This is a genomic window from Erythrobacter fulvus, from assembly GCF_028595285.1.
Classification (GTDB): Bacteria; Pseudomonadota; Alphaproteobacteria; order Sphingomonadales; family Sphingomonadaceae; genus Erythrobacter; species Erythrobacter fulvus.
The window spans coordinates 208,011-225,405 of sequence record NZ_JAQQXQ010000006.1 but is presented as its reverse complement, the minus strand read 5'-3'; the positions used below and the strand labels follow the sequence as shown (position 1 = coordinate 225,405).

General features: G+C 62.3%; 17 protein-coding genes and 2 tRNA genes. 9 read left to right on the top strand and 10 right to left on the bottom strand.

What is annotated here, in order from left to right:
- Positions 1-89 precede the first annotated feature (89 nt).
- The 3 genes from OIK40_RS09870 to OIK40_RS09860 all read right to left on the bottom strand — a co-directional run bounded on the left by OIK40_RS09870 (position 90) and on the right by OIK40_RS09860 (position 2,454).
- Positions 90-2,012 carry an acyltransferase family protein gene (locus OIK40_RS09870; RefSeq protein ID WP_273678159.1) on the bottom strand — a complete coding sequence of 641 codons (1,923 nt, stop codon included), beginning with the start codon at positions 2,010-2,012 and terminating at the stop codon, positions 90-92.
- A 239-nt stretch (positions 2,013-2,251) separates the two neighbouring features.
- Positions 2,252-2,327: transfer RNA gene (locus OIK40_RS09865), tRNA-Thr, on the bottom strand.
- A gap of 53 nt (positions 2,328-2,380) precedes the next feature.
- Positions 2,381-2,454: transfer RNA gene (locus OIK40_RS09860), tRNA-Cys, on the bottom strand.
- 138 nt (positions 2,455-2,592) lie between these two features.
- On the opposite strand from OIK40_RS09860, the gene OIK40_RS09855 reads away from it, so the two are divergent.
- A complete protein-coding gene (locus OIK40_RS09855) occupies positions 2,593-3,372 on the top strand; it encodes an acyl-CoA thioesterase (protein WP_273678158.1) in 780 nt (259 codons plus the stop codon).
- Positions 3,373-3,902: 530 nt separating this feature from the next.
- Entirely contained in the window at positions 3,903-5,735 is a 1,833-nt protein-coding gene (locus OIK40_RS09850; RefSeq protein ID WP_273678157.1) for a PDZ domain-containing protein, read from the top strand.
- Between the two features lie 24 nt (positions 5,736-5,759).
- On the opposite strand, the gene OIK40_RS09845 is transcribed toward OIK40_RS09850, so the two are convergent.
- The 7 genes from OIK40_RS09845 to OIK40_RS09815 all read right to left on the bottom strand — a co-directional run bounded on the left by OIK40_RS09845 (position 5,760) and on the right by OIK40_RS09815 (position 10,329).
- Entirely contained in the window at positions 5,760-6,578 is an 819-nt protein-coding gene (locus tag OIK40_RS09845) for a crotonase/enoyl-CoA hydratase family protein (protein ID WP_273678156.1), read from the bottom strand.
- Positions 6,579-6,664: 86 nt separating this feature from the next.
- Complete coding sequence (locus tag OIK40_RS09840) at positions 6,665-7,060, bottom strand: winged helix-turn-helix domain-containing protein (protein WP_273678155.1); 396 nt, start codon at positions 7,058-7,060, stop codon at positions 6,665-6,667.
- Positions 7,057-7,476, bottom strand: coding sequence for a JAB domain-containing protein (locus OIK40_RS09835; RefSeq protein ID WP_273678154.1), 420 nt, complete (start codon positions 7,474-7,476; stop codon positions 7,057-7,059). Before OIK40_RS09835 ends, OIK40_RS09840 begins: the two co-directional genes overlap by 4 nt.
- A gap of 68 nt (positions 7,477-7,544) precedes the next feature.
- Positions 7,545-8,045 (bottom strand): hypothetical protein, encoded by a 501-nt coding sequence (locus tag OIK40_RS09830; RefSeq protein WP_273678153.1) that lies wholly within the window; start codon positions 8,043-8,045, stop codon positions 7,545-7,547.
- Positions 8,046-8,056: 11 nt separating this feature from the next.
- Positions 8,057-8,407 carry a hypothetical protein gene (locus OIK40_RS09825; protein WP_273678152.1) on the bottom strand — a complete coding sequence of 117 codons (351 nt, stop codon included), beginning with the start codon at positions 8,405-8,407 and terminating at the stop codon, positions 8,057-8,059.
- A 28-nt stretch (positions 8,408-8,435) separates the two neighbouring features.
- Positions 8,436-9,038: a helix-turn-helix transcriptional regulator gene (locus tag OIK40_RS09820; protein WP_273678151.1), complete on the bottom strand. Its 603-nt coding sequence runs from the start codon at positions 9,036-9,038 to the stop codon at positions 8,436-8,438.
- Positions 9,039-9,129: 91 nt separating this feature from the next.
- Entirely contained in the window at positions 9,130-10,329 is a 1,200-nt protein-coding gene (locus tag OIK40_RS09815) for an LL-diaminopimelate aminotransferase (RefSeq protein ID WP_273678150.1), read from the bottom strand.
- 175 nt (positions 10,330-10,504) lie between these two features.
- On the opposite strand from OIK40_RS09815, the gene OIK40_RS09810 reads away from it, so the two are divergent.
- The 7 genes from OIK40_RS09810 to OIK40_RS09780 all read left to right on the top strand — a co-directional run bounded on the left by OIK40_RS09810 (position 10,505) and on the right by OIK40_RS09780 (position 17,390).
- On the top strand, positions 10,505-12,460 hold the full coding sequence (locus OIK40_RS09810) for a PHA/PHB synthase family protein (protein WP_273678149.1): 1,956 nt from the start codon (positions 10,505-10,507) through the stop codon (positions 12,458-12,460).
- Between the two features lie 113 nt (positions 12,461-12,573).
- Positions 12,574-13,335, top strand: coding sequence for a phasin family protein (locus OIK40_RS09805; protein ID WP_273678148.1), 762 nt, complete (start codon positions 12,574-12,576; stop codon positions 13,333-13,335).
- 170 nt (positions 13,336-13,505) lie between these two features.
- Positions 13,506-13,910: an ATP-dependent Clp protease adapter ClpS gene (gene clpS / locus OIK40_RS09800; protein WP_273678147.1), complete on the top strand. Its 405-nt coding sequence runs from the start codon at positions 13,506-13,508 to the stop codon at positions 13,908-13,910.
- On the top strand, positions 13,907-14,413 hold the full coding sequence (locus OIK40_RS09795) for a DUF427 domain-containing protein (RefSeq protein WP_273678146.1): 507 nt from the start codon (positions 13,907-13,909) through the stop codon (positions 14,411-14,413). The genes clpS and OIK40_RS09795 overlap by 4 nt, the downstream gene beginning before the upstream one ends.
- Before the next feature lie 103 nt (positions 14,414-14,516).
- Positions 14,517-15,752, top strand: a complete 1,236-nt coding sequence (locus tag OIK40_RS09790) for an LptF/LptG family permease (RefSeq protein WP_273678145.1) — start codon at positions 14,517-14,519, stop codon at positions 15,750-15,752.
- Between the two features lie 7 nt (positions 15,753-15,759).
- The gene (gene lptG / locus OIK40_RS09785; protein ID WP_273678144.1) at positions 15,760-16,869 is read left to right on the top strand and encodes an LPS export ABC transporter permease LptG; all 1,110 of its coding nucleotides are present in this window, start codon (positions 15,760-15,762) and stop codon (positions 16,867-16,869) included.
- The gene (locus tag OIK40_RS09780; RefSeq protein WP_273678143.1) at positions 16,866-17,390 is read left to right on the top strand and encodes a GNAT family N-acetyltransferase; all 525 of its coding nucleotides are present in this window, start codon (positions 16,866-16,868) and stop codon (positions 17,388-17,390) included. The genes lptG and OIK40_RS09780 overlap by 4 nt, the downstream gene beginning before the upstream one ends.
- The last annotated feature ends 5 nt before the right edge of the window (positions 17,391-17,395 follow it).

Genomic DNA, 17,395 nt, shown 5'->3' with positions numbered 1-17,395 from the left:
AAACGGCGACGCCGCCATGGCTGCCCTCCGGTTCCGCTACGCTCCACCTCCGGACAGCCATGGCGCCGGAGACAATCTTGAACTAACAATCAATACGGACCACTCAGTGGGGGCCGGTCAGCTTGCGAGGCAATCACCGCGGCAATCATGGCTGAATGGGATTGCGCGAGGTGATTGTTGTCGGTGAAAAGCGGTCGGCCTTCCACTACGCCACGACAAGTCAGCTGATCACAGAATGGTCCCAGCAATGATATGCGCCGAACGCTAGGTTGCTGGTCAAATGCTGCGATGACGGTAGCGAAAGTCTCGCGGTGCTCGGCAAGCGGTGTAGCGACTGACCAATTTCGACCATAGGCCAAATTGCCTGCGAGAGTGTTTGGTACAGCCCGCGGAGCCGCAAAGAGCGGCTCCACTATCGTGACCTTTTTTCCAGCGGCTTGGAAAACTGAGACCGTCTCTGCAAGTTGTGATTGAAAGACAGAGGGCACCTCCGTTTCAGGAACCCAGCGACCAAGGAAGGGCTTGCCGCCCGTCGGAAGAGCTTGTCGCCAGATGGAAACTAGGATCACTTCCCTGACCGAAGGGGTTTCCTTCGCTACCCGAACGGCACTGCGGATCGCCTTCTCACAATCTGGCCGGCCAGCACCTAGAACCGGCATGCAGCCACTGTGAAAAGCTAAGGCGCCGCCCCTGCGAGAGTTCGCCAGCCAGATGTCGAATGCGCCTGCAAGCGCCTGTGCATGGCTATCCCCAATGATCACGACTTCTATTAAGGCAGTATCATCACCGAGCCGGCACAGTTCATTCACCGTAGATACTAGGCGCTCACAATCGGAAAACTTGATCGGTTTATCGTCCCTAACCGCGAGGAGCGCCTGTTCCTGCGAGGAGAACCTCGCCGGCACCCCCTCGGTGGCCATGATCACAATGGAAATGGCGATCAGTCCGACAGTCGAGCCGGAAATTGCTGTAAGATATGACTTCTCCCCTCGAATAACCTTGCCTTGCCTGATCGGCTGCTCGACAAAGTAATAGATAACTGCTGCCGCCAGGAAGGAACCCAAGAATCCGAAAATCCTGAAATTAAATGCAAAATCTTCAGCGTGCTCTTTTATGAAAATGAGGATCGGCCAGTGCACAAGATACAAAGGATACGACAGCTTTCCGATCCACACCATTGGACTGCTTGCCATTAGCCGGGTTACCGAGGCATTTTCTGAATAACCGCCGAGTATCAGGGCTACTGCACCCAGTGTAGGCAGCAAACTGAAATAGCCCGGAACTTGTGTCATTGGTCCGTATATCCAAACTGACACAGCAATCATTACGAGGCCGCTCGGCCCCATAAAAGAGAGCCACCTGCCAGTAGGCTTGCGACCATAGACAGCTAGGGCAAGCATCGACCCCAGCAGGAGCTCCCACGCGCGCGTTGGAAGGAGATAGAAAGCAAACTCAGGCTTCAGCGGGGCGATCGATATCGCCAGAGAAAATGATGCTGCTGCCCCTATAATTATCAGAGGTGCGAGAAGCTTTCTCTGTAAACGCCAGATTATTGCACAGACGATAGGAAATACGAAGTAGAACTGCTCTTCGATTGCAAGCGACCAGATGTGTAAGAGTGGTACATCGCCAGCCTGCAAACCAAAATAGTTGATTTTTTGCCAAAAATAAAAATTCACTACATACAAAAGTGAAAGAAGTGTTTGCGTAGCAAGCTCTTCGAAACGGTAAGGAAATAAAAGAACAGAGCCAGCCGAAAGGGTAAAAACAAGCGTCGCCAATAGAGCGGGGTAGAGCCTACGGACGCGACGATATAAGAAATCTCTGATTCGGAATTGATCGAGATCGAGGGCTCTTCGAATGATTGTCGTGATCAGGAACCCTGAGATGACGAAAAAAATGTCAACACCGATAAAGCCGGCTTTACCGATTGCCAGCAGATCGAAATGGAATACCAGCACCAAAAGAACGGCTAAGGTGCGAAGCCCATCGATATCGGGACGATACGTCATTCGGTGCCCAACTGGAGCAGTACCATTGCCTGTGGTCAAATCGACCGCTGTATCGCCTCCAGAGACTGGTAGTGATGCCAAACGCCCCTCACTCGATTTCGAAATGTGCCTGTAAAATTCCTGTGCTTGGGCGACCCTACAACCACATTGCTATTCCAGCCACCGACAGTCTGAGACATTGATTAGGTACACATGTACCTTTTGACCCAACCAGACTGAGATGCAACCCTTTGAAAATATGGTGCCGCTTACGTGACTCGAACACGTGACCCCATCATTACGAATGATGTGCTCTACCAACTGAGCTAAAGCGGCATCCCGATCCCCGCGACCTAGGCCGACCGCCTGGACCGCGCAATCGCAAAAGGTGGAGGCCCGAGCCGGAATCGAACCGGCGTGCAAGGATTTGCAGTCCTCTGCGTAACCACTCCGCCATCGGGCCGAGCCTTCCGGAGGCAAAGCCCCGGACGGAAGCGGCGCACTAGCGATTCGGCGGACCAAAGGCAATGCGTCTTTGCTTGCCCGCTTTCCCTAACGTCAGTCTGGACCGCGCCCGCACGACGCGGCAAAGCGCATGCCCATGACTATTGCCAGCCTGCTCGAACCCGTCACCGGCCAGCCCGGACCCGCCCGCCTCGCCCATGCCGGCGAATGGATGCAGGGGCGCACGCTGTATGGCGGGGCCTCGGCGCTGCTTGCCTATACCATGGCGGTGCGCGCCTTTCCCGGCCTGCCGCCTTTGCGCGCGGGGCAGATCGCCTTCGTCGCACCGGTGGGCGAGGAATTCGAACTCGATGCCGAAATCGTCCGCCAGGGCCGCAACGTCACCCAGGTGCGCAGCGAGATCCGCAGCGGCGGCAAGGTTGCGCTGACCGCGTTCTGGCTGTTCGGCGAGGGACGCGAGCCCAACGCGCTCCATCCGGCCGCCCCGCCCGAAAACTGGCCGGGCGCACCGGAAGACAACGACGTGGTGAGCCACAGCTTCGCGCCGAGTTTCATCCAGAACAATTTCGATCTGCGCTACGGGCAGGCCAAGGGGGTCGATCACGGCGCGACAGTGCGGCGCTGGGCACGGTTGACCGAGGCGCATGATCTCGATCCGGTATCGCGGCTGGTGCTGATGGGCGACGTCATGCCGCCGGGCGCAATGCGGGCGATGCAGCGGGTCGGCCCGATCAGCTCGATCAACTGGTCGTTCAACGTGCTCGATCCGGAAAGCCGGTCGCGCGACGGGTGGTATCTGGCCGAGAATGCCAGCCAGCACGCCGATCTGGGCTATTCCTCCGAACGGCTGCGGATGTGGGATGCGGACGGGCGGCAGGTGCTCGACGGAATCCAGTGCGTCGCCGTTTTCGGCTGAGCCAGTCAGCCGGGGCGGCGCTTTGCCAGCCGGCACGCAACAAAATTACAAAGTATACAAAGGTGACACCGTGTCACCTTTGCGAGATACCATTTTTTCGCTGTAATTCCGAGAATTACGGCAACTCTCGCGATGCGGGCGGACAGGTGGTGCGCGGGCGTTTTCGCGCCTGAGGACACGCTGCGGGGTTCATGACAATGCGAAAGAGTCGACCCGCAGCGTAACGCCGGGACGCGTTGTAGGAAATGCGGGCGGCGCGCGGTCGGGCAGCGGGACGAAAGGCAGCGCCCCCCGGTTTTCGCCCCGAAGCGGACGTTCGGCCAACGCTCCCGAAGGCGCCTTTTGTCCGGGCTGAACTTGTCACACGGTTGAGATTTTTGCATCGTGGCCGGATGAAGTATTCGATTGCAACATTGTCGCTCGCCACAGCTTCGCTACTTGTCGCCGCGCCCGCTCTCGCACTTCCGGCTGACCCAGCTGAGCTGAATTCGGTCATACAGACGAGATACAGCGACGATCCTGCGGCTTACGTGGCCGACAACAAGGGCGAATTCCGGAAGATCGGCTGTCAGGGTCGCATCGACCTGATGCAGCAGCTTTTTGACCGCGGGCTCGATCTCGACGCGGTCGAACCCGATTCCCGTAGCGACATGTTCGTCTGCGCAATCTACAAGAAGGAGGCCGCCTTTCTGAAGGTCTTCCTGACCCCGCGATGGCTTGCGGAAGTCGACGAAAAATATGCCGGACGCAGCCCGATTTCCCCGCTGATGTTCGCCGTCGACGCGAATGATTATGACCTTGCTGCGGCGATCCTCGCCAATCGGCCCGGCTATTACTTCTGGCGCGGCGGCGGCAACGAGAACATCACAAGGGAAGGCCAGCTCCTGCTTGGTGCCTACCGCGCCCGGCGGCAGAAGAAGGAGCGGGCGCTCCAGGCGTTCGTCGAAGCCCTGCCCGCCGACCTGATCGCGGATTCCCGCAACGACGCCTTTATCGACCGGCTGCAAGACGCCGCGAAGGGTCGCGATTCCGCCGGAAGCGGAGGCGGCGACAGCGGCGGCGGAGGCGGAGGCGGCCTTTTCCGCTCCATTCTGGGCGGCGTGGCGGGCGCGGCGCTGGGCGGGACTACGGGTGCGGCGATCGGCTTTCTCGGGGTGGCAGGCGGCGATTCCGACGAAGAGCAGGCGGATGGCAGGCAGAGTGCGGGCGCGGCGAATTCGGACGCATCGGCCCGCACCTTTTCACCCGAGCAAAAGCGCCTTGCCACCTACCTCTACAATGTTTCCTACACGCCTGATGACCGCATCGCTCGGGCGTCTCTCGGCGCGGGCGTGAGCCCCACCTTGCCGCCACAGCGCGGGCTGCTGGTCCGTCAGGTTCAGGCGGGCAGTCCGGCTGCGAAGGCCGGGCTTCGGGAAGGCGATGTCATCCTTTCAATTGCAGGGAAACAGACCGAACATTTTGTCGCCCTTTACGACGCACTCGAAGAGGCTGCGCAGGCCGATCAGTTCGAGGTGAGGTTGAGGCGCGGGGAGCAGGAGACTGGCATCACGCTGGCGACCGAGATCGCCCCCGCGCGCGGCACGGCTGCGTCCAAGGTCGCAGCAACGCCCGCGGGCGAAGCCGCATCCGCCAATCGCGCCGCATCCATTGCTACCGGCGCGGCAGCTTCGAAGACGACGAGCTCCACCCTCGAAGAACTGGAGAAGCTTGGCGACCTGCGGGATCGCGGGATCCTGTCTGATGAAGAATTCGAGACCATGAAGGCGCGCATTCTGGAGCGTTCGGATAGTCCGGCACAACAGGCCCCGGCGACAGGCCCGGCGATTGCGCCCGATACTCCCACTGCCGACGCTGCGTCGGCGTTCGGAATCCGGATGGGCCAGCCCTTGTCCAGCCTTACGGTGCTCAAGGAGTTGCAAAGTGCCTATGTGGTGACTCCACCGGTCCCCGATCCCGAGATCGACTACCTGGGCGTGATGGCAACCCCAGAGACCGGTGTGTGCAGCGTGCTGTTTTATGGCCGCGATCACAAAAAGGACTTCCGCGGCACATCGGTTCTGCCTGTCTACGAACGATACAAGCGGATGCTGGAAGAGCAGTTCGGCCCGGGAGAAGAAGTGGACACGCTGAAACCCGGCTCGAAATACACCAAGCCCAGCTATTACGCAGTCTCCTTCTGGCATGGTGACCGTCGCAGGCTCACCTTATGGAACCTCGGCGGGAAGGGGGGATATTCCTCGATAAAACTGGAGATCCAGACAGCCCAGCCGCCCGACCTTTATGTTCATATCGATTACGAATTTGCCAATTACGACAAGTGCGAAGCGATCATCAACGCCGGGGGCAACGGGTCGAATTGAGCGAATTTGATCGGAAGGCAGGCCCTACACGTCCTCGAAATTCGGCTTGCGGTGCTCCATTTCGGCCATCACGGCCTCGATCTGGTTGCGGCTGCGCATGATCGCGTGCTGTTCGATGCTCTCTTCCAGCAGGATCGCGTTGGTATCGCGTTCGTACATCCCCGCGTGCAGCCGCTTGGCGGCGCGGATTGCGTGCGGGTTCTTGAGCGCAATGGTGCGGGCGATCGCCAGCGCCCGTTCGCGCGGGTTCTCGTCAACATAGGTCGCAAGGCCGAGCGACTGCGCCTCTGCCCCCGAAAATTCGCGGTTTGTGTAGACCAGTTCGCGCAGCACGTCGTCGCGCACCATCCCGCGCCAGAGGGCATAGCCGCCCATGTCGGGCACCAGGCCCCATTTCATCTCCATGATCGCCATGCGGGTATCGGGATGGACGATGCGGATATCCGCGCCGCTGGCGATCTGCAGTCCGCCGCCGAAGCACACGCCGTGCACCGCCGCGATCACCGGCACGGGCAGCTTGCGCCACTGCATCGCCACCTGCTGCGGGCGGTTGGAATTGCCATGGGTCCGCTCGGTCAGGCCGGGCTCGTCTTCGGCCGGCGGCCTCGAGAAATTGGACAGGTCGAGCCCGGCGCAGAACGCCCGTCCCTCGCCCGAAAGGACGACGACGCGCACGCCCTTCATCCGTTGCAGCGCGCTGCCGGCCTCGATGATGCGGTTGAACATCTCGGGATCGAGCGCGTTCATCTTGTCGGCGCGGGTCAGGCGCACTTCGGCAACGCCGTCTTCGCCCAGTTCGATCGCGACCCGGTCGTTGGTGGTCATGGCGGTGGCGGCTGACATGGCGCTGTTCGGTTCCCTTGCAATCCGGTGATAGAAAGATGCCAGACTGACCCATCGCCGGCATCAAGTCCAGTGGCCACGCACCGTCAGGCGTCGACCCGGCTGCTTATTCGGAAGCCGCCCGGACCGGCGGGCGTGTCGAGGAAATAGCCCCCGTCGGGATGGGTGGCGAGTATGCGGGCAAGGCCGAAGGGTTCAAGCTTGGCCCGCACCCGTGCGACATGCACCGCCACGCTGTTGGTTTCGGGATCGAAGGTGATCCGCCAGACATCGGCCAGCAACTGGCGCCGGGTCATGCGTTCTCCCGGCTGTTCGGCCAGCCGCCACAGCAACTCGAATTCGCGCGGATGCAGGCCCAGCCAGCGGTCCTCGACCCGCCCGTCGCGGTGAAACAGATCGAGCGTCACGTCGCCCGCCTCGCGAAAGCGCGGGATCAGCGTGTCGCTGTCGGGAAACAGCCCGTTGATGGAAACCGGGTTCACAGCAATCCCCCTGCGCGCATGGAATACACCGCCTCCCGTGTGAAGATCAGGTGATCGATCAGTTCGATTTCGAGCGCCCGCGCCACTTCGGCCAGTCGGCGGGTCGCGGCGATATCGGACCGGCTCGGATGGCAATGGCCCGACGGGTGGTTGTGGGCGAGGATAATGCCGCGCGCGTTCAGCCGCAGCGCTTCGCCGAACAGCTCGCGCATTCGCAGGGAAAGGGCGTTGAGATTGCCCATGCCGATGCCGGCATCGCCCAGAAGCGAGCGGTTCTCGTCGACGAACAGGACATGACCGCGTTCGTGCGCGACACCGGGTGCGAGCACCACATTGCGCAGATAGGCGACCAGCAGGGGAAGGCGATCCTGACGGGGCGGGCTTGTTGCTGGACGGGTGGAAAGCGCCGCAATCACCACGAGGTGCCACCGCTGGCAGGACAAACGGGCTTACGCGGCATGGGCGACCTCCTCCTGCGGCATGGTCAAGTCTGGAACAGGGCAATGCGGTCGCGGGTGATCCGCCAGTCGCGGTAGGGGCCGAAGCGCCGCTCGCGCCGGAGATGGCGCAGGAAGCCGGCGAAAATCAGCAGCAGCTGGCAATAGGACGGGCCGATCGAAAGCAGCAGATAGGCAAAGGTGGACACCGCATCGACCAGACCGCGGACCGCATGCGCCCCGATTGCCACCAACTGGAATGCGGCAATCCATAAGGGGTAGTTGCGGTTCGCATTGAGCGCCACCGCCACGAAGGCGAGCATGGCCACAATATCCAGCACAACCCAAATCCAGGCGAAACGCCCGAAGTTGAGATTACCAAGCCCGAGCAAATCGTAGACGTAAATCGGCACCACCATGGTGCCGACGAATAATCCGATCAGCCAACGTTCGGGGCTCGCGCCCCAGCGCCATATCGCCATCGCAAGCAGAATGCTGGCAATATGCTGCGCCGGGGCGCGATATTCGTTGAACAGTTCTACGATCATGTGGCGATATTTCAGGCGCTTTGCGTTTCCATGACCTGAGGCTGGCCCGGCGCAGCGAGGGCACTCGCGGGAAACTCAGTCGGGACTCCGCCATCGCCACCGGCATGAACGCGGGCGACCTTCGACAGCTCGTCATGGACGCGCAGCAGGTTGGTGGACATGGAAAGCGCCTGCGCTTCGGCCTCTGTCAGGCGCATCAGGGCACGCTGGCCGGTGTGCACTTCGATTTCAGGGTTTTGCCGGGCGCTCAGCATCGCCTGTTTCAGCCGGGCCATGGCGATAATGGATTCGTCGGCCAGTGCTTCGGCCTCACGGACCAGCTTCTTCAGGTTGTAGGCATCGCTCAGGATACGATCGGTCATCGGGGGTTCTTTCGTCCGGTCCCGGTGCTCACCCGGCGACTTGCACATTGTCCACGGAGACGGTCGCCTTGCCTTCTGTCGCTTCGCTGAGTGTGACGGCCGCAACGACAGTCAGCACCACAGCAGCCAGGATTCCCGATGCAATCCCAACGATCGCCCCGAGCCGGAACAGAACGGCATGCTCACCATCGAGCACTCCGGGGACGACCCGCGGTTCCCCCGGCCTAAGCCAGGGCGCCTGATCGATCAGCGGCATCGCGTCGCTCATCACCAGTCGGCCAGGATCGTCCCGGCCCGACAAAAAGACCGGATCGAAGGCCGGGTTAATCTGCTTTTTGTTGTATGCAACTTCGCTGAAGGGGCCGAAAACCTCGGCGGCGGACAGGCCGGTCGCTTCCGCCGATGCCTGCGCGTCGGCATCGGACGGCGCGATCGTCGCCCGGTAATTCTCGACCAGTTCGCCAAGGCTCCCGGCTTCGTAGATGTCCTTGAGCGCGCGGATATGCTGGTTGATCCGGGTCTCGGATACGCCGAGTTCCTGCGCGATAACCTTGATAGGGACGCGCCGGTCAATGCGTTCCATCACGGCTTGCTGCCTGTCGGTCAGCCGCCGTGCGGCTCCGGACGACATGGGGATCTCCTTCAGCTGCGATCGCGGGTTAGCATACTAGCGTAACCCAATCGAACGCGGATTGCACCGGGTTTGGAGCAGTTTACGCCGATTAGGCCGCCGAGCTGTTGACCCCGAGCGACTGGAGGTAGCGTTTGACGTTGCGCGCTGCCTGCCGCAGCCGCTGCTCGTTCTCGACCATGGCGATCCGGACGTAGCCTTCGCCATTCTCGCCATAGCCCACGCCCGGCGCAACCGCGACCTGGGCCTGGGTGAGCAGCTGCTTGGAAAATTCAAGGCTGCCCATCTCCTTGAGCGCAGGCGGCAGTGGTGCCCATGCGAACATCGAAGCGGGCGGCGGCGGGATATCCCACCCCGCGCGACCGAATGCCTCGACCATCACGTCGCGGCGCTTGTGATAGAGCTGGCGGTTCGATTCGACGATGTCCTGCGGGCCGTTCAATGCCACGCAGGCCGCCGCCTGCACCGGCGTGAAGGCGCCGTAATCGAGATAGGACTTCACCCGGGTTAGCGCCGCGATCAGCTGGCGGTTGCCGACGGCAAAACCCATGCGCCAGCCGGCCATCGAATAGGTCTTGGACATTGACGTGAATTCGATCGCGATATCCTTCGCCCCTTCGACCTGCATGATCGAAGGCGTGGGCTTGCCGTCGTAATAAAGCTCGGAATAGGCGAGATCGCTGATCACCCAGACCTGATTTTCGCGCGCCCATGCCACCAGCCTTTCGTAGAAGGCGAGATCAACCACCTCCGCCGTCGGGTTGGAGGGGTAGCTCACCACCAGCACGCTGGGGCGCGGCACGGTGAAGTTCATCGCCCGCTCGAGCGACAGCCAATATTCCTCGTCGGGCGTCGTCGGCACCGAACGGATGGTGGCCCCGGCGATGATGAAACCGAAGGTATGGATCGGGTAGGACGGGTTGGGCGCCAGCACCACATCACCCGGCGCAATGATCGCAGTGGCGAGGCTGGAGAGGCCCTCTTTCGAGCCCATCGTCACCACCACTTCGCTTTCGGGATCAAGATCGACGCCGAAGCGGCGTGCATAATAGCCTGCCTGCGCACGGCGCAGACCGGGAATGCCCTTTGACTGCGAATAGCCGTGGGCATCGGGCTTGGCCGCAACTTCGCACAGCTTGTCGATGACATGCTGCGGCGGCGGTTGATCGGGATTGCCCATGCCCAGATCGATGATGTCCTGCCCCGCCAGCCGCGCGGCATGCCGCATCGCGTTGACCTCCGCGATCACATACGGGGGCATCCGCTTCATGCGGTAGAATTGGTCATTCATCGTCGGTCGTCTTCCTGTTTCGCGCCGGTCACTTCGCGCCGCCGCGATATTTATCATCCTAGGCCAATAGCGGTCGCAGTGGGAAGGCGTTTTCGCTAGAGTGCCGCTCGCACGCGGATACGGCAGCCGCGATCATGGTGCCGGTCGCACACGGGATATGGGAACGGGTTTGGTAATGGCAAACGACACGGATTCGGCAACCGGCGACATGATGGGCGCGGCCGCGGACAGCATTCGCGGCTTCTTCGACATGCAGGGCGAGGCAATGCGCGAACTGTTCTCCGGCGCGCTCGGCGGGTCAGGTGGCGGCGCAATGACGCCCGAAGCGATGAAGGCGCTGATGCCGCAGGGTGTCGATGTCGGCGAACTGGGCGAATGGGCCAACGCAAGCGCGCAGTTGCAGCAGCTCTGGATCGACTTCGCCGCGCATCAGGCACAGGCCGCGGCGCAAAAGGCGACCAAGGGCACCAACCCCCTCGATCCGGCGCAGTGGCTGGTGATCTCGCAGTCGATGCTCGGCCAGATGCCCAAGGATCTGTTCGCCGCGCAGGCCAAGCTGGCGCAGGATTCGCTGCAATTGTGGCAGGGCGTGGCCCAGCAATTCCTCGCCGGAGCGGCGACCGGCGGTGCCAGCGCCGCCCCCGATCCGGCCGCTTTGCCCAAGAATGATCGCCGCTTTGCCGATCCGGCATGGCGCGAACATCCCGCGTTCCTGCTGCTGCACCAGACCTATCTGATGCTGGCGGAATATTTCCGCAACGCGGTGAAATGCATGGACGGCCTCGATGCGGTCAAACGCCAGCAGCTCGAATTCGCGGTCGGCGCGCTGGCCGAGGCGATGAGCCCCGACAATTTCCTGCTCACCAATCCGGTCGTGTTGAAGCGCACAGTCGAGACCCGCGGCCAGAACCTTGTGCGCGGGATGCAGCACCTCATCAACGATCTGAAGCGCGGGCAGCTGACCCATACCGATCCAAACGCCTTCACGCTGGGCGAAAATCTGGCGGCAAGTCCGGGCAGGGTGGTGCACGAAACCCCGCTCTACCAGCTGATCCAGTACACGCCTTCGACCGAAAACGTGCTGGAAGTGCCGCTGGTGATCTTCCCGCCGTGGATCAACCGTTTCTACATCCTCGACCTGACGCCGAAGAAGAGCTTCATCAAGTGGGCGGTGGATCAGGGCATCTCGGTCTTCGTGGTCAGCTGGAAATCGGCCGACGAAACCATGGCTGATGTCGTGTGGGACGATTACATCCGCGCCCAGATTGAAGCGATTGACCATGTTCGCACGCGCCTTGATGTGCCGGACGTCCATACCATCGGCTACTGCGTCGCAGGGACCACGCTGGCCGCGACGCTGGCGGTGCTGGCGCGGCGGGGAGAGGCCGACAAGGTCAAGAGCGCCACCTTCTTCACCGCACAGGTCGATTTCGAGAAGGGCGGCGATCTGAAGCATTTCATCGACGACGGGCAGCTGGAGATGATCGGGCAGCTGTCGCCGCAGGGCTATCTCGACGGGCGCTATCTCGCGGCGACCTTCAATGCGCTGCGCGGCAAGGATCTGATCTGGAACTACGTCGTCAACAATTACCTGCTGGGCGAGGATTACCCGGCCTTCGACCTGCTGCACTGGAACGGCGACGTCACTAACCTTCCGGCCAGGTGGCACGACGCCTACCTGCGCGACCTCTATCGCGACAACAAGCTGGTGGTGCCCGACGCGCTTAGCGCCGACGGCACGCCGATCGATCTGACCCGCGTTGCCACCCCCGCCTTCGTGCAGGCCGGGCGCGAGGATCACATCGCTCCGGCCGAAAGCGTGTGGCGCATCACCGAACACTTCAAGGGCCCGATGGAGTTCCTGCTGGCCGGATCGGGCCATATCGCAGGCGTCGTCAATCCGCCTGCCGCCAACAAGTACCAGTACTGGCTGGGCGACAGCGCCGCACCGTCCCTGAAGGCTTTCGTCGAAAGCGCCGAGGAGCATCCCGGCAGCTGGTGGCCGCACTGGCTCGAATGGCTGCACAAGCAATCCGACGCGCGGGTTCCGGCCAAGGGCAAGCGCGTGCCGGGCGGCAAGGGCGACAGCGTGATCGAGGATGCGCCGGGACGCTATGTGAAGACGCGTTAGGCACATACCGCTGATTTTAGGGATATTTCGCGCTTTTTGTGCACTGCACAAAAAGACTTGACTTCGCATCTGCAATCGCTATTTTGTGCAGTGCAACATGAAGCGAGGTCATCATGTCCGAAGTTGAAACCACTGCTGCCGCCAAGGCTCCCGTCGCCAAGATCGATGCGGCTGCCGAGAAGGCCTATGCCGAAGCCGCCGCCAAGACCGTTGCGGCGCCGAAGGCCGAAGCGGCGCCTGCCGTGAAGAAGCCGGCCGCTCCCAAGGCTGTCGCCAAGAAGCCTGCCGCGAAGAAGGTCGTGGCCAAGAAGCCTGCGGCCAAGAAGCCTGCCGCGCCGAAGAAGCCGGTTGCCGCGAAGAAGGCCGCCCCCAAGGCGACCAAGCCCGCCGCGGCTCCCAAGACCAACCCCGTTATCAAGATCAAGGATACCATCATGGCCACTGCCAAGAACACCGACATCACCGCCACCGCCAAGGATATGCTGGCTGACGTCCAGACCCGTGCCAAGACCGCCTACGCCAAGACCGCTGAACTGGCGGGCGAAGCCGGTGAATTCGGCAAGGCCAACGTCGAAGCCGTCGTCGAAAGCGGCAAGATCTTCTTCGCCGGTGCGCAGAACATCGTGAAGAGCGACCTCGAAACCGGCAAGGCCGTGCTCGAAACCGTTACCGAAGATGCCAAGAAGGTTGCCGCGATCAAGTCGCCGACCGAACTGATGCAGCTGCAGGGCGAAATCGCCCGTCGCAACTTCGACGCGATGGTTGCCTTCGGTTCGAAGCGCACCGAAACCCTGATGAAGCTCTACAACGACGCCTTCGCCCCGATTTCGAACCGCGTCAGCGTCGCCGCCGAGAAGATCTCGAAGGCCGCGTAAGCGACAAGTTCCTGGACCGGGCCTCTCTCCTCTCTCTCCCAACCCGGTTCACGAGAGCGCGCCGAAAGGCGCTGGCCGGCCAGACCCCGTGTCTGGCCGGCCTTTTCTTTTGGCCGCTCCGGCGCAGCAACCGCTTGCACTGGCGCCTACGAATCCCATAATGGAGGCTCATGCCATTCCCGCCCCTGCCCGATCTCGCCGAATGTGCCGAGCTGCCGCTCGTCGCTGCGCCGCGTGCGGGCGACGAAGATGGCGGCAAGGATGACAGCGGCGACGGGGCCGGTCAGGTCGGCATCGCCACCAAGACCCGCGCCAAGCCGAAGAAGCCGAGCCAGTACAAAGTGCTGATGCTGAACGACGATTACACCCCGATGGAATTCGTGGTGCTGGTGCTCAAGCGCTTTTTCGGGATGGATCTGGAACAGGCCACCCGCGTGATGCTCCACGTTCACCAGCGCGGCGTCGGCGTGTGCGGGATCTTCACCTACGAAGTGGCCGAAACCAAAGTCAATCAGGTGATGGACTTCGCCCGCCAGAACCAGCACCCGCTGCAATGCACGCTTGAGAAGGCGTGAGGCAAGCCCACCACCCCGATCCCGATCCCGTGTTGCCGGGACAGGAAAGCGTGTGGGACTACCCCCGCCCCGCCATCGCCGAACCGACCCCGCGTCATATCCGGATCGTCCATCGCGGCATCGTGCTGGCCGATAGCCGGGCTGCATGGCGCACGCTCGAAACCTCGCACCCGCCGACCTATTATCTCCCGCAAAACGACATCGCGATGGAATATCTGCGCCCCAATCCGGCGCGCTCTCTGTGCGAATGGAAGGGACAGGCCGGATATTGGGACCTCGTCATCGACGGGGAGACCATAGCGGGTGCGGGCTGGTCTTACCCCTCGCCCACGCCGCCCTTTGCGGGGATTGCCGGGCATATCGCCTTCTACGCCGCGCCATTCGACGAAGTGCTGGTGGACGGCGAGCAGGTAAGGCCGCAGCCGGGCGGGTTCTACGGCGGCTGGATCACATCGCGCGAGGCAGGGCCGTTCAAGGGTGTTCCCGGCAGCCGGTTCTGGTAAATGCGGCGCTCACCCTGGCAACAGGATAGGCCAATTGGGGCATGACGCAGGCGGCTTTGGTCGCTAGGGCACCCCAAGGGACGCGGATCAGGCGGGACTACAGGTGCTCAAACTTCTGCCCAGCATCGATCGCTACATCTTCCGGCTGGTGATCATGCCGATGCTGGGAGTGTTTGCGCTCGCCGCATCGCTGCTGATGCTCGACAAGATGCTACGCCTGTTCGATTTCGTCGCGGTCGAAGGCGGGCCGGTGGCGGTGGTGTTCAAGATGCTGGGCGCGCTGATCCCGGAATATGCCAGCCTCGCGATTCCGCTGGGACTGCTGCTCGGCGTCTTGCTCGCCTTTCGCAAACTAGCGACCTCCAGCGAACTCGATACGATGCGCGCGGTGGGGCTGTCCTATAACCGGCTGCTGCGCATTCCCTATTTGATCACGCTGGTGCTGGTGGCGGTCAATGTCGCGCTGGTGTTCTATATCCAGCCGGTCAGCCGCTATTATTACGAGCAGATGGAATACGAACTGCGCTCGGGCGCGCTCGGTGCGTCGATCAAGGTCGGCGAATTCACCACCCTGGCCGATCGCATGGCGCTGCGGATCGAGGGGAGCGAGGACGAAGGCCGGCGCCTGATCGGCATTTTCGCGCGGGTTTCCAACAGCAAGGGGCAGGTGCTTTCGATCAGCGCGCGCGAGGGTGCGTTCCTTGCCACACGCGACAATCCCGACACCATCATTCTGCGGCTGACCGAAGGCACGATCATTCAGGACACCGGCAGCAACACCCCGCGCGTGCTCAGCTTCAGCCGCCACGATCTGCCGATCGATCTGCCCGCGATCGAGGAATTTCGCGCCCGCGGCGATGCGACGCGCGAATATATCCTGCCCGAACTCCTCAGCATCGGCTGGAACGACAAGAGCGCCCCGCGCGAACGCGATGCCAGTGTCGCCAGCTTCAATTTCCGGCTGGTGGAAATCGTGATGATGTTCCTGATGCCGCTGCTGGCGGTGGCGCTGGCAATTCCGCCGAAACGATCGACCAGCGCGCTGGGCGTGTTCGTGTCGATCGTGATGGTGGTCGCCTATCACAAGGTCAACCAGTACGGAGAGGATGTCGCGTCGCTCGGCCGGATCGACCCGATCCTCGCCTTCTGGGTGCCGTTCGTGCTGTTCGCCGCGCTGATCCTGTGGATGTATTACCGCGTCGCCTATGTGCCAGGCGGGCAGGCAATCGGTGCGCTGGAAACCGCCTTTGCGAAGCTGTCGAAGCGGGTGGCAAAGCTGTTCAAACGGCGCCGTCCGCGCGGACATCCGGCGGCTTCCGATCTGGCACCTGCGGAATAGGCAGACAATGCAGCTCGATTTCTTTCCTTCGCGCACGCTGACGCTTTACCTTGCGAAGATGTTCGTGGTGCGCATCCTTTCGGTGCTCGTCATGCTGGTGCTGGTGCTGCTAGCGCTCGACCTGCTCGCCGAAACCGGCGACATCCTCGCAGCTCCCGGTAACGGACAGGCCGAAATCCTACGCTATGCAAGCTTGCGCGCGCCGCAGCTGGCCTCGCGCTTCCTGCCCTATTCAGTGTTGCTGGCGACGCTGATCACGCTGGTGACACTGAACCAGAACAGCGAAGTGGTGGCGATGAAAGCGGCCGGGCTGTCCGCGCATCAGGTGCTGGCACCGCTGCTGCTGACGGCAGCGCTGGTGTCGCTGGCCAGCTTCGGTTTCAACGAAAGGATCGTCACCCGCGCCAACGCCACCCTGAAGGCATGGGAGGCGGCGGAATACGGCCCCATTCCCGAGGCACAGGCAGGCACCGGCCAGGTCCGATCGAACGTCTATCTCACCGACGGGCGCAGCATCCTTTCGGCGGCGACGCTGAGCGGCCGGGGCGAAAACATCGTGCTTACCAATGTTAGCTGGTACGAACGTGCGCCGTCGGGGATCATCCGCGAACAGATCCGCAGCCCCCGCGCAACCTATGCCGCGCCCGGCTGGCGAATGGAAAATCCGGTGCTCTTCGACGTAGCCGGCGCCACCACCGAACGGCTCGACACGATGGTTGTGGGCAAGGAGCTGAGCCCCGCGCAGATCGACTTGCAGGCGATCGATCCGGATTCGCAGAGCTTCTGGGAATTGTCCGATACGATTGCCGCCTTCGAGGCCGCGGGCCGCCGGACCGAGGAAATGCGGGCCAAGTGGTGGCACCGGCTGTCCGGCCCGCTTTCGGCGCTGCTAATGCCGCTACTGGGCTCGATCGCCGCCTTCGGTCTGGCACGTTCGGGCCAGCTTTTCGTGCGCGCGATCATCGGCATGGCGCTGGGCTTTGCCTATTTCGTGGTCGATAATGCCGCGCTGGCGATGGGCAGTTTCGGCGGATACCCGCCCTTCCTCGCCGCCTGGGCGCCGTTCCTGCTGTTCCTGCTGCTGGGCGAGACCGTGCTGATCCGGACCGAGGAATGAGCGGCCGCGACTGGTCGTTGCGACTGGCGCGCCCGGAGGATGCCCAGGCCATGCCGGAGATCGAACGGGCCGCTGCCGTCGCCTTTGCAGGCCAACCGGGGCTGGAGCGACTGGATTTTACCCGCACCCGCTCACCGGCAGACTTCGTGCGCCTGATCCGCAAGGGGCATTGCCTTGCCGCGCATGTCGGGGAGACAATGGCGGGATTTCTGGTGGCAGAACGCTTCAGCCGCGAACTCCATATCTGGGAAATGGACGTCGCCCCCGCCTTCCAGCGGCGCGGCATCGGGGCCGGACTGGTGCGCGCCGCGCAGATCGACGCGCGCAATTCCGGCATCGCCGCGCTCACCCTCACCACCTTCCGCGAGGTGGCGTGGAACGCGCCCTTCTATGCCCGCCTCGGCTTCGAGGAAGTCACAGCCTTGGATGCCCACCCGCGGCTAGCGGGCGAGTTGGCGAACGAGGTCGATGACGGCCTGCCCGCCGACCGGCGCTGCGCGATGATCTGTTTTCTGGATTAAGAAGG

Coding starts and splice junctions, on each gene's coding strand:
- OIK40_RS09780 (WP_273678143.1), top strand. CDS start 16,866: ATGAGCGGCCGCGACTGGTCGTTGCGACTGGCGCGCCCGGAGGATGCC.
- OIK40_RS09815 (WP_273678150.1), bottom strand. CDS start 10,329: ATGAATGACCAATTCTACCGCATGAAGCGGATGCCCCCGTATGTGATC.
- OIK40_RS09820 (WP_273678151.1), bottom strand. CDS start 9,038: ATGTCGTCCGGAGCCGCACGGCGGCTGACCGACAGGCAGCAAGCCGTG.
- OIK40_RS09870 (WP_273678159.1), bottom strand. CDS start 2,012: ATGACGTATCGTCCCGATATCGATGGGCTTCGCACCTTAGCCGTTCTT.
- clpS (WP_273678147.1), top strand. CDS start 13,506: ATGCCATTCCCGCCCCTGCCCGATCTCGCCGAATGTGCCGAGCTGCCG.
- OIK40_RS09830 (WP_273678153.1), bottom strand. CDS start 8,045: ATGATCGTAGAACTGTTCAACGAATATCGCGCCCCGGCGCAGCATATT.
- OIK40_RS09825 (WP_273678152.1), bottom strand. CDS start 8,407: ATGACCGATCGTATCCTGAGCGATGCCTACAACCTGAAGAAGCTGGTC.
- OIK40_RS09855 (WP_273678158.1), top strand. CDS start 2,593: ATGACTATTGCCAGCCTGCTCGAACCCGTCACCGGCCAGCCCGGACCC.
- OIK40_RS09810 (WP_273678149.1), top strand. CDS start 10,505: ATGGCAAACGACACGGATTCGGCAACCGGCGACATGATGGGCGCGGCC.
- OIK40_RS09805 (WP_273678148.1), top strand. CDS start 12,574: ATGTCCGAAGTTGAAACCACTGCTGCCGCCAAGGCTCCCGTCGCCAAG.
- OIK40_RS09845 (WP_273678156.1), bottom strand. CDS start 6,578: ATGTCAGCCGCCACCGCCATGACCACCAACGACCGGGTCGCGATCGAA.
- lptG (WP_273678144.1), top strand. CDS start 15,760: ATGCAGCTCGATTTCTTTCCTTCGCGCACGCTGACGCTTTACCTTGCG.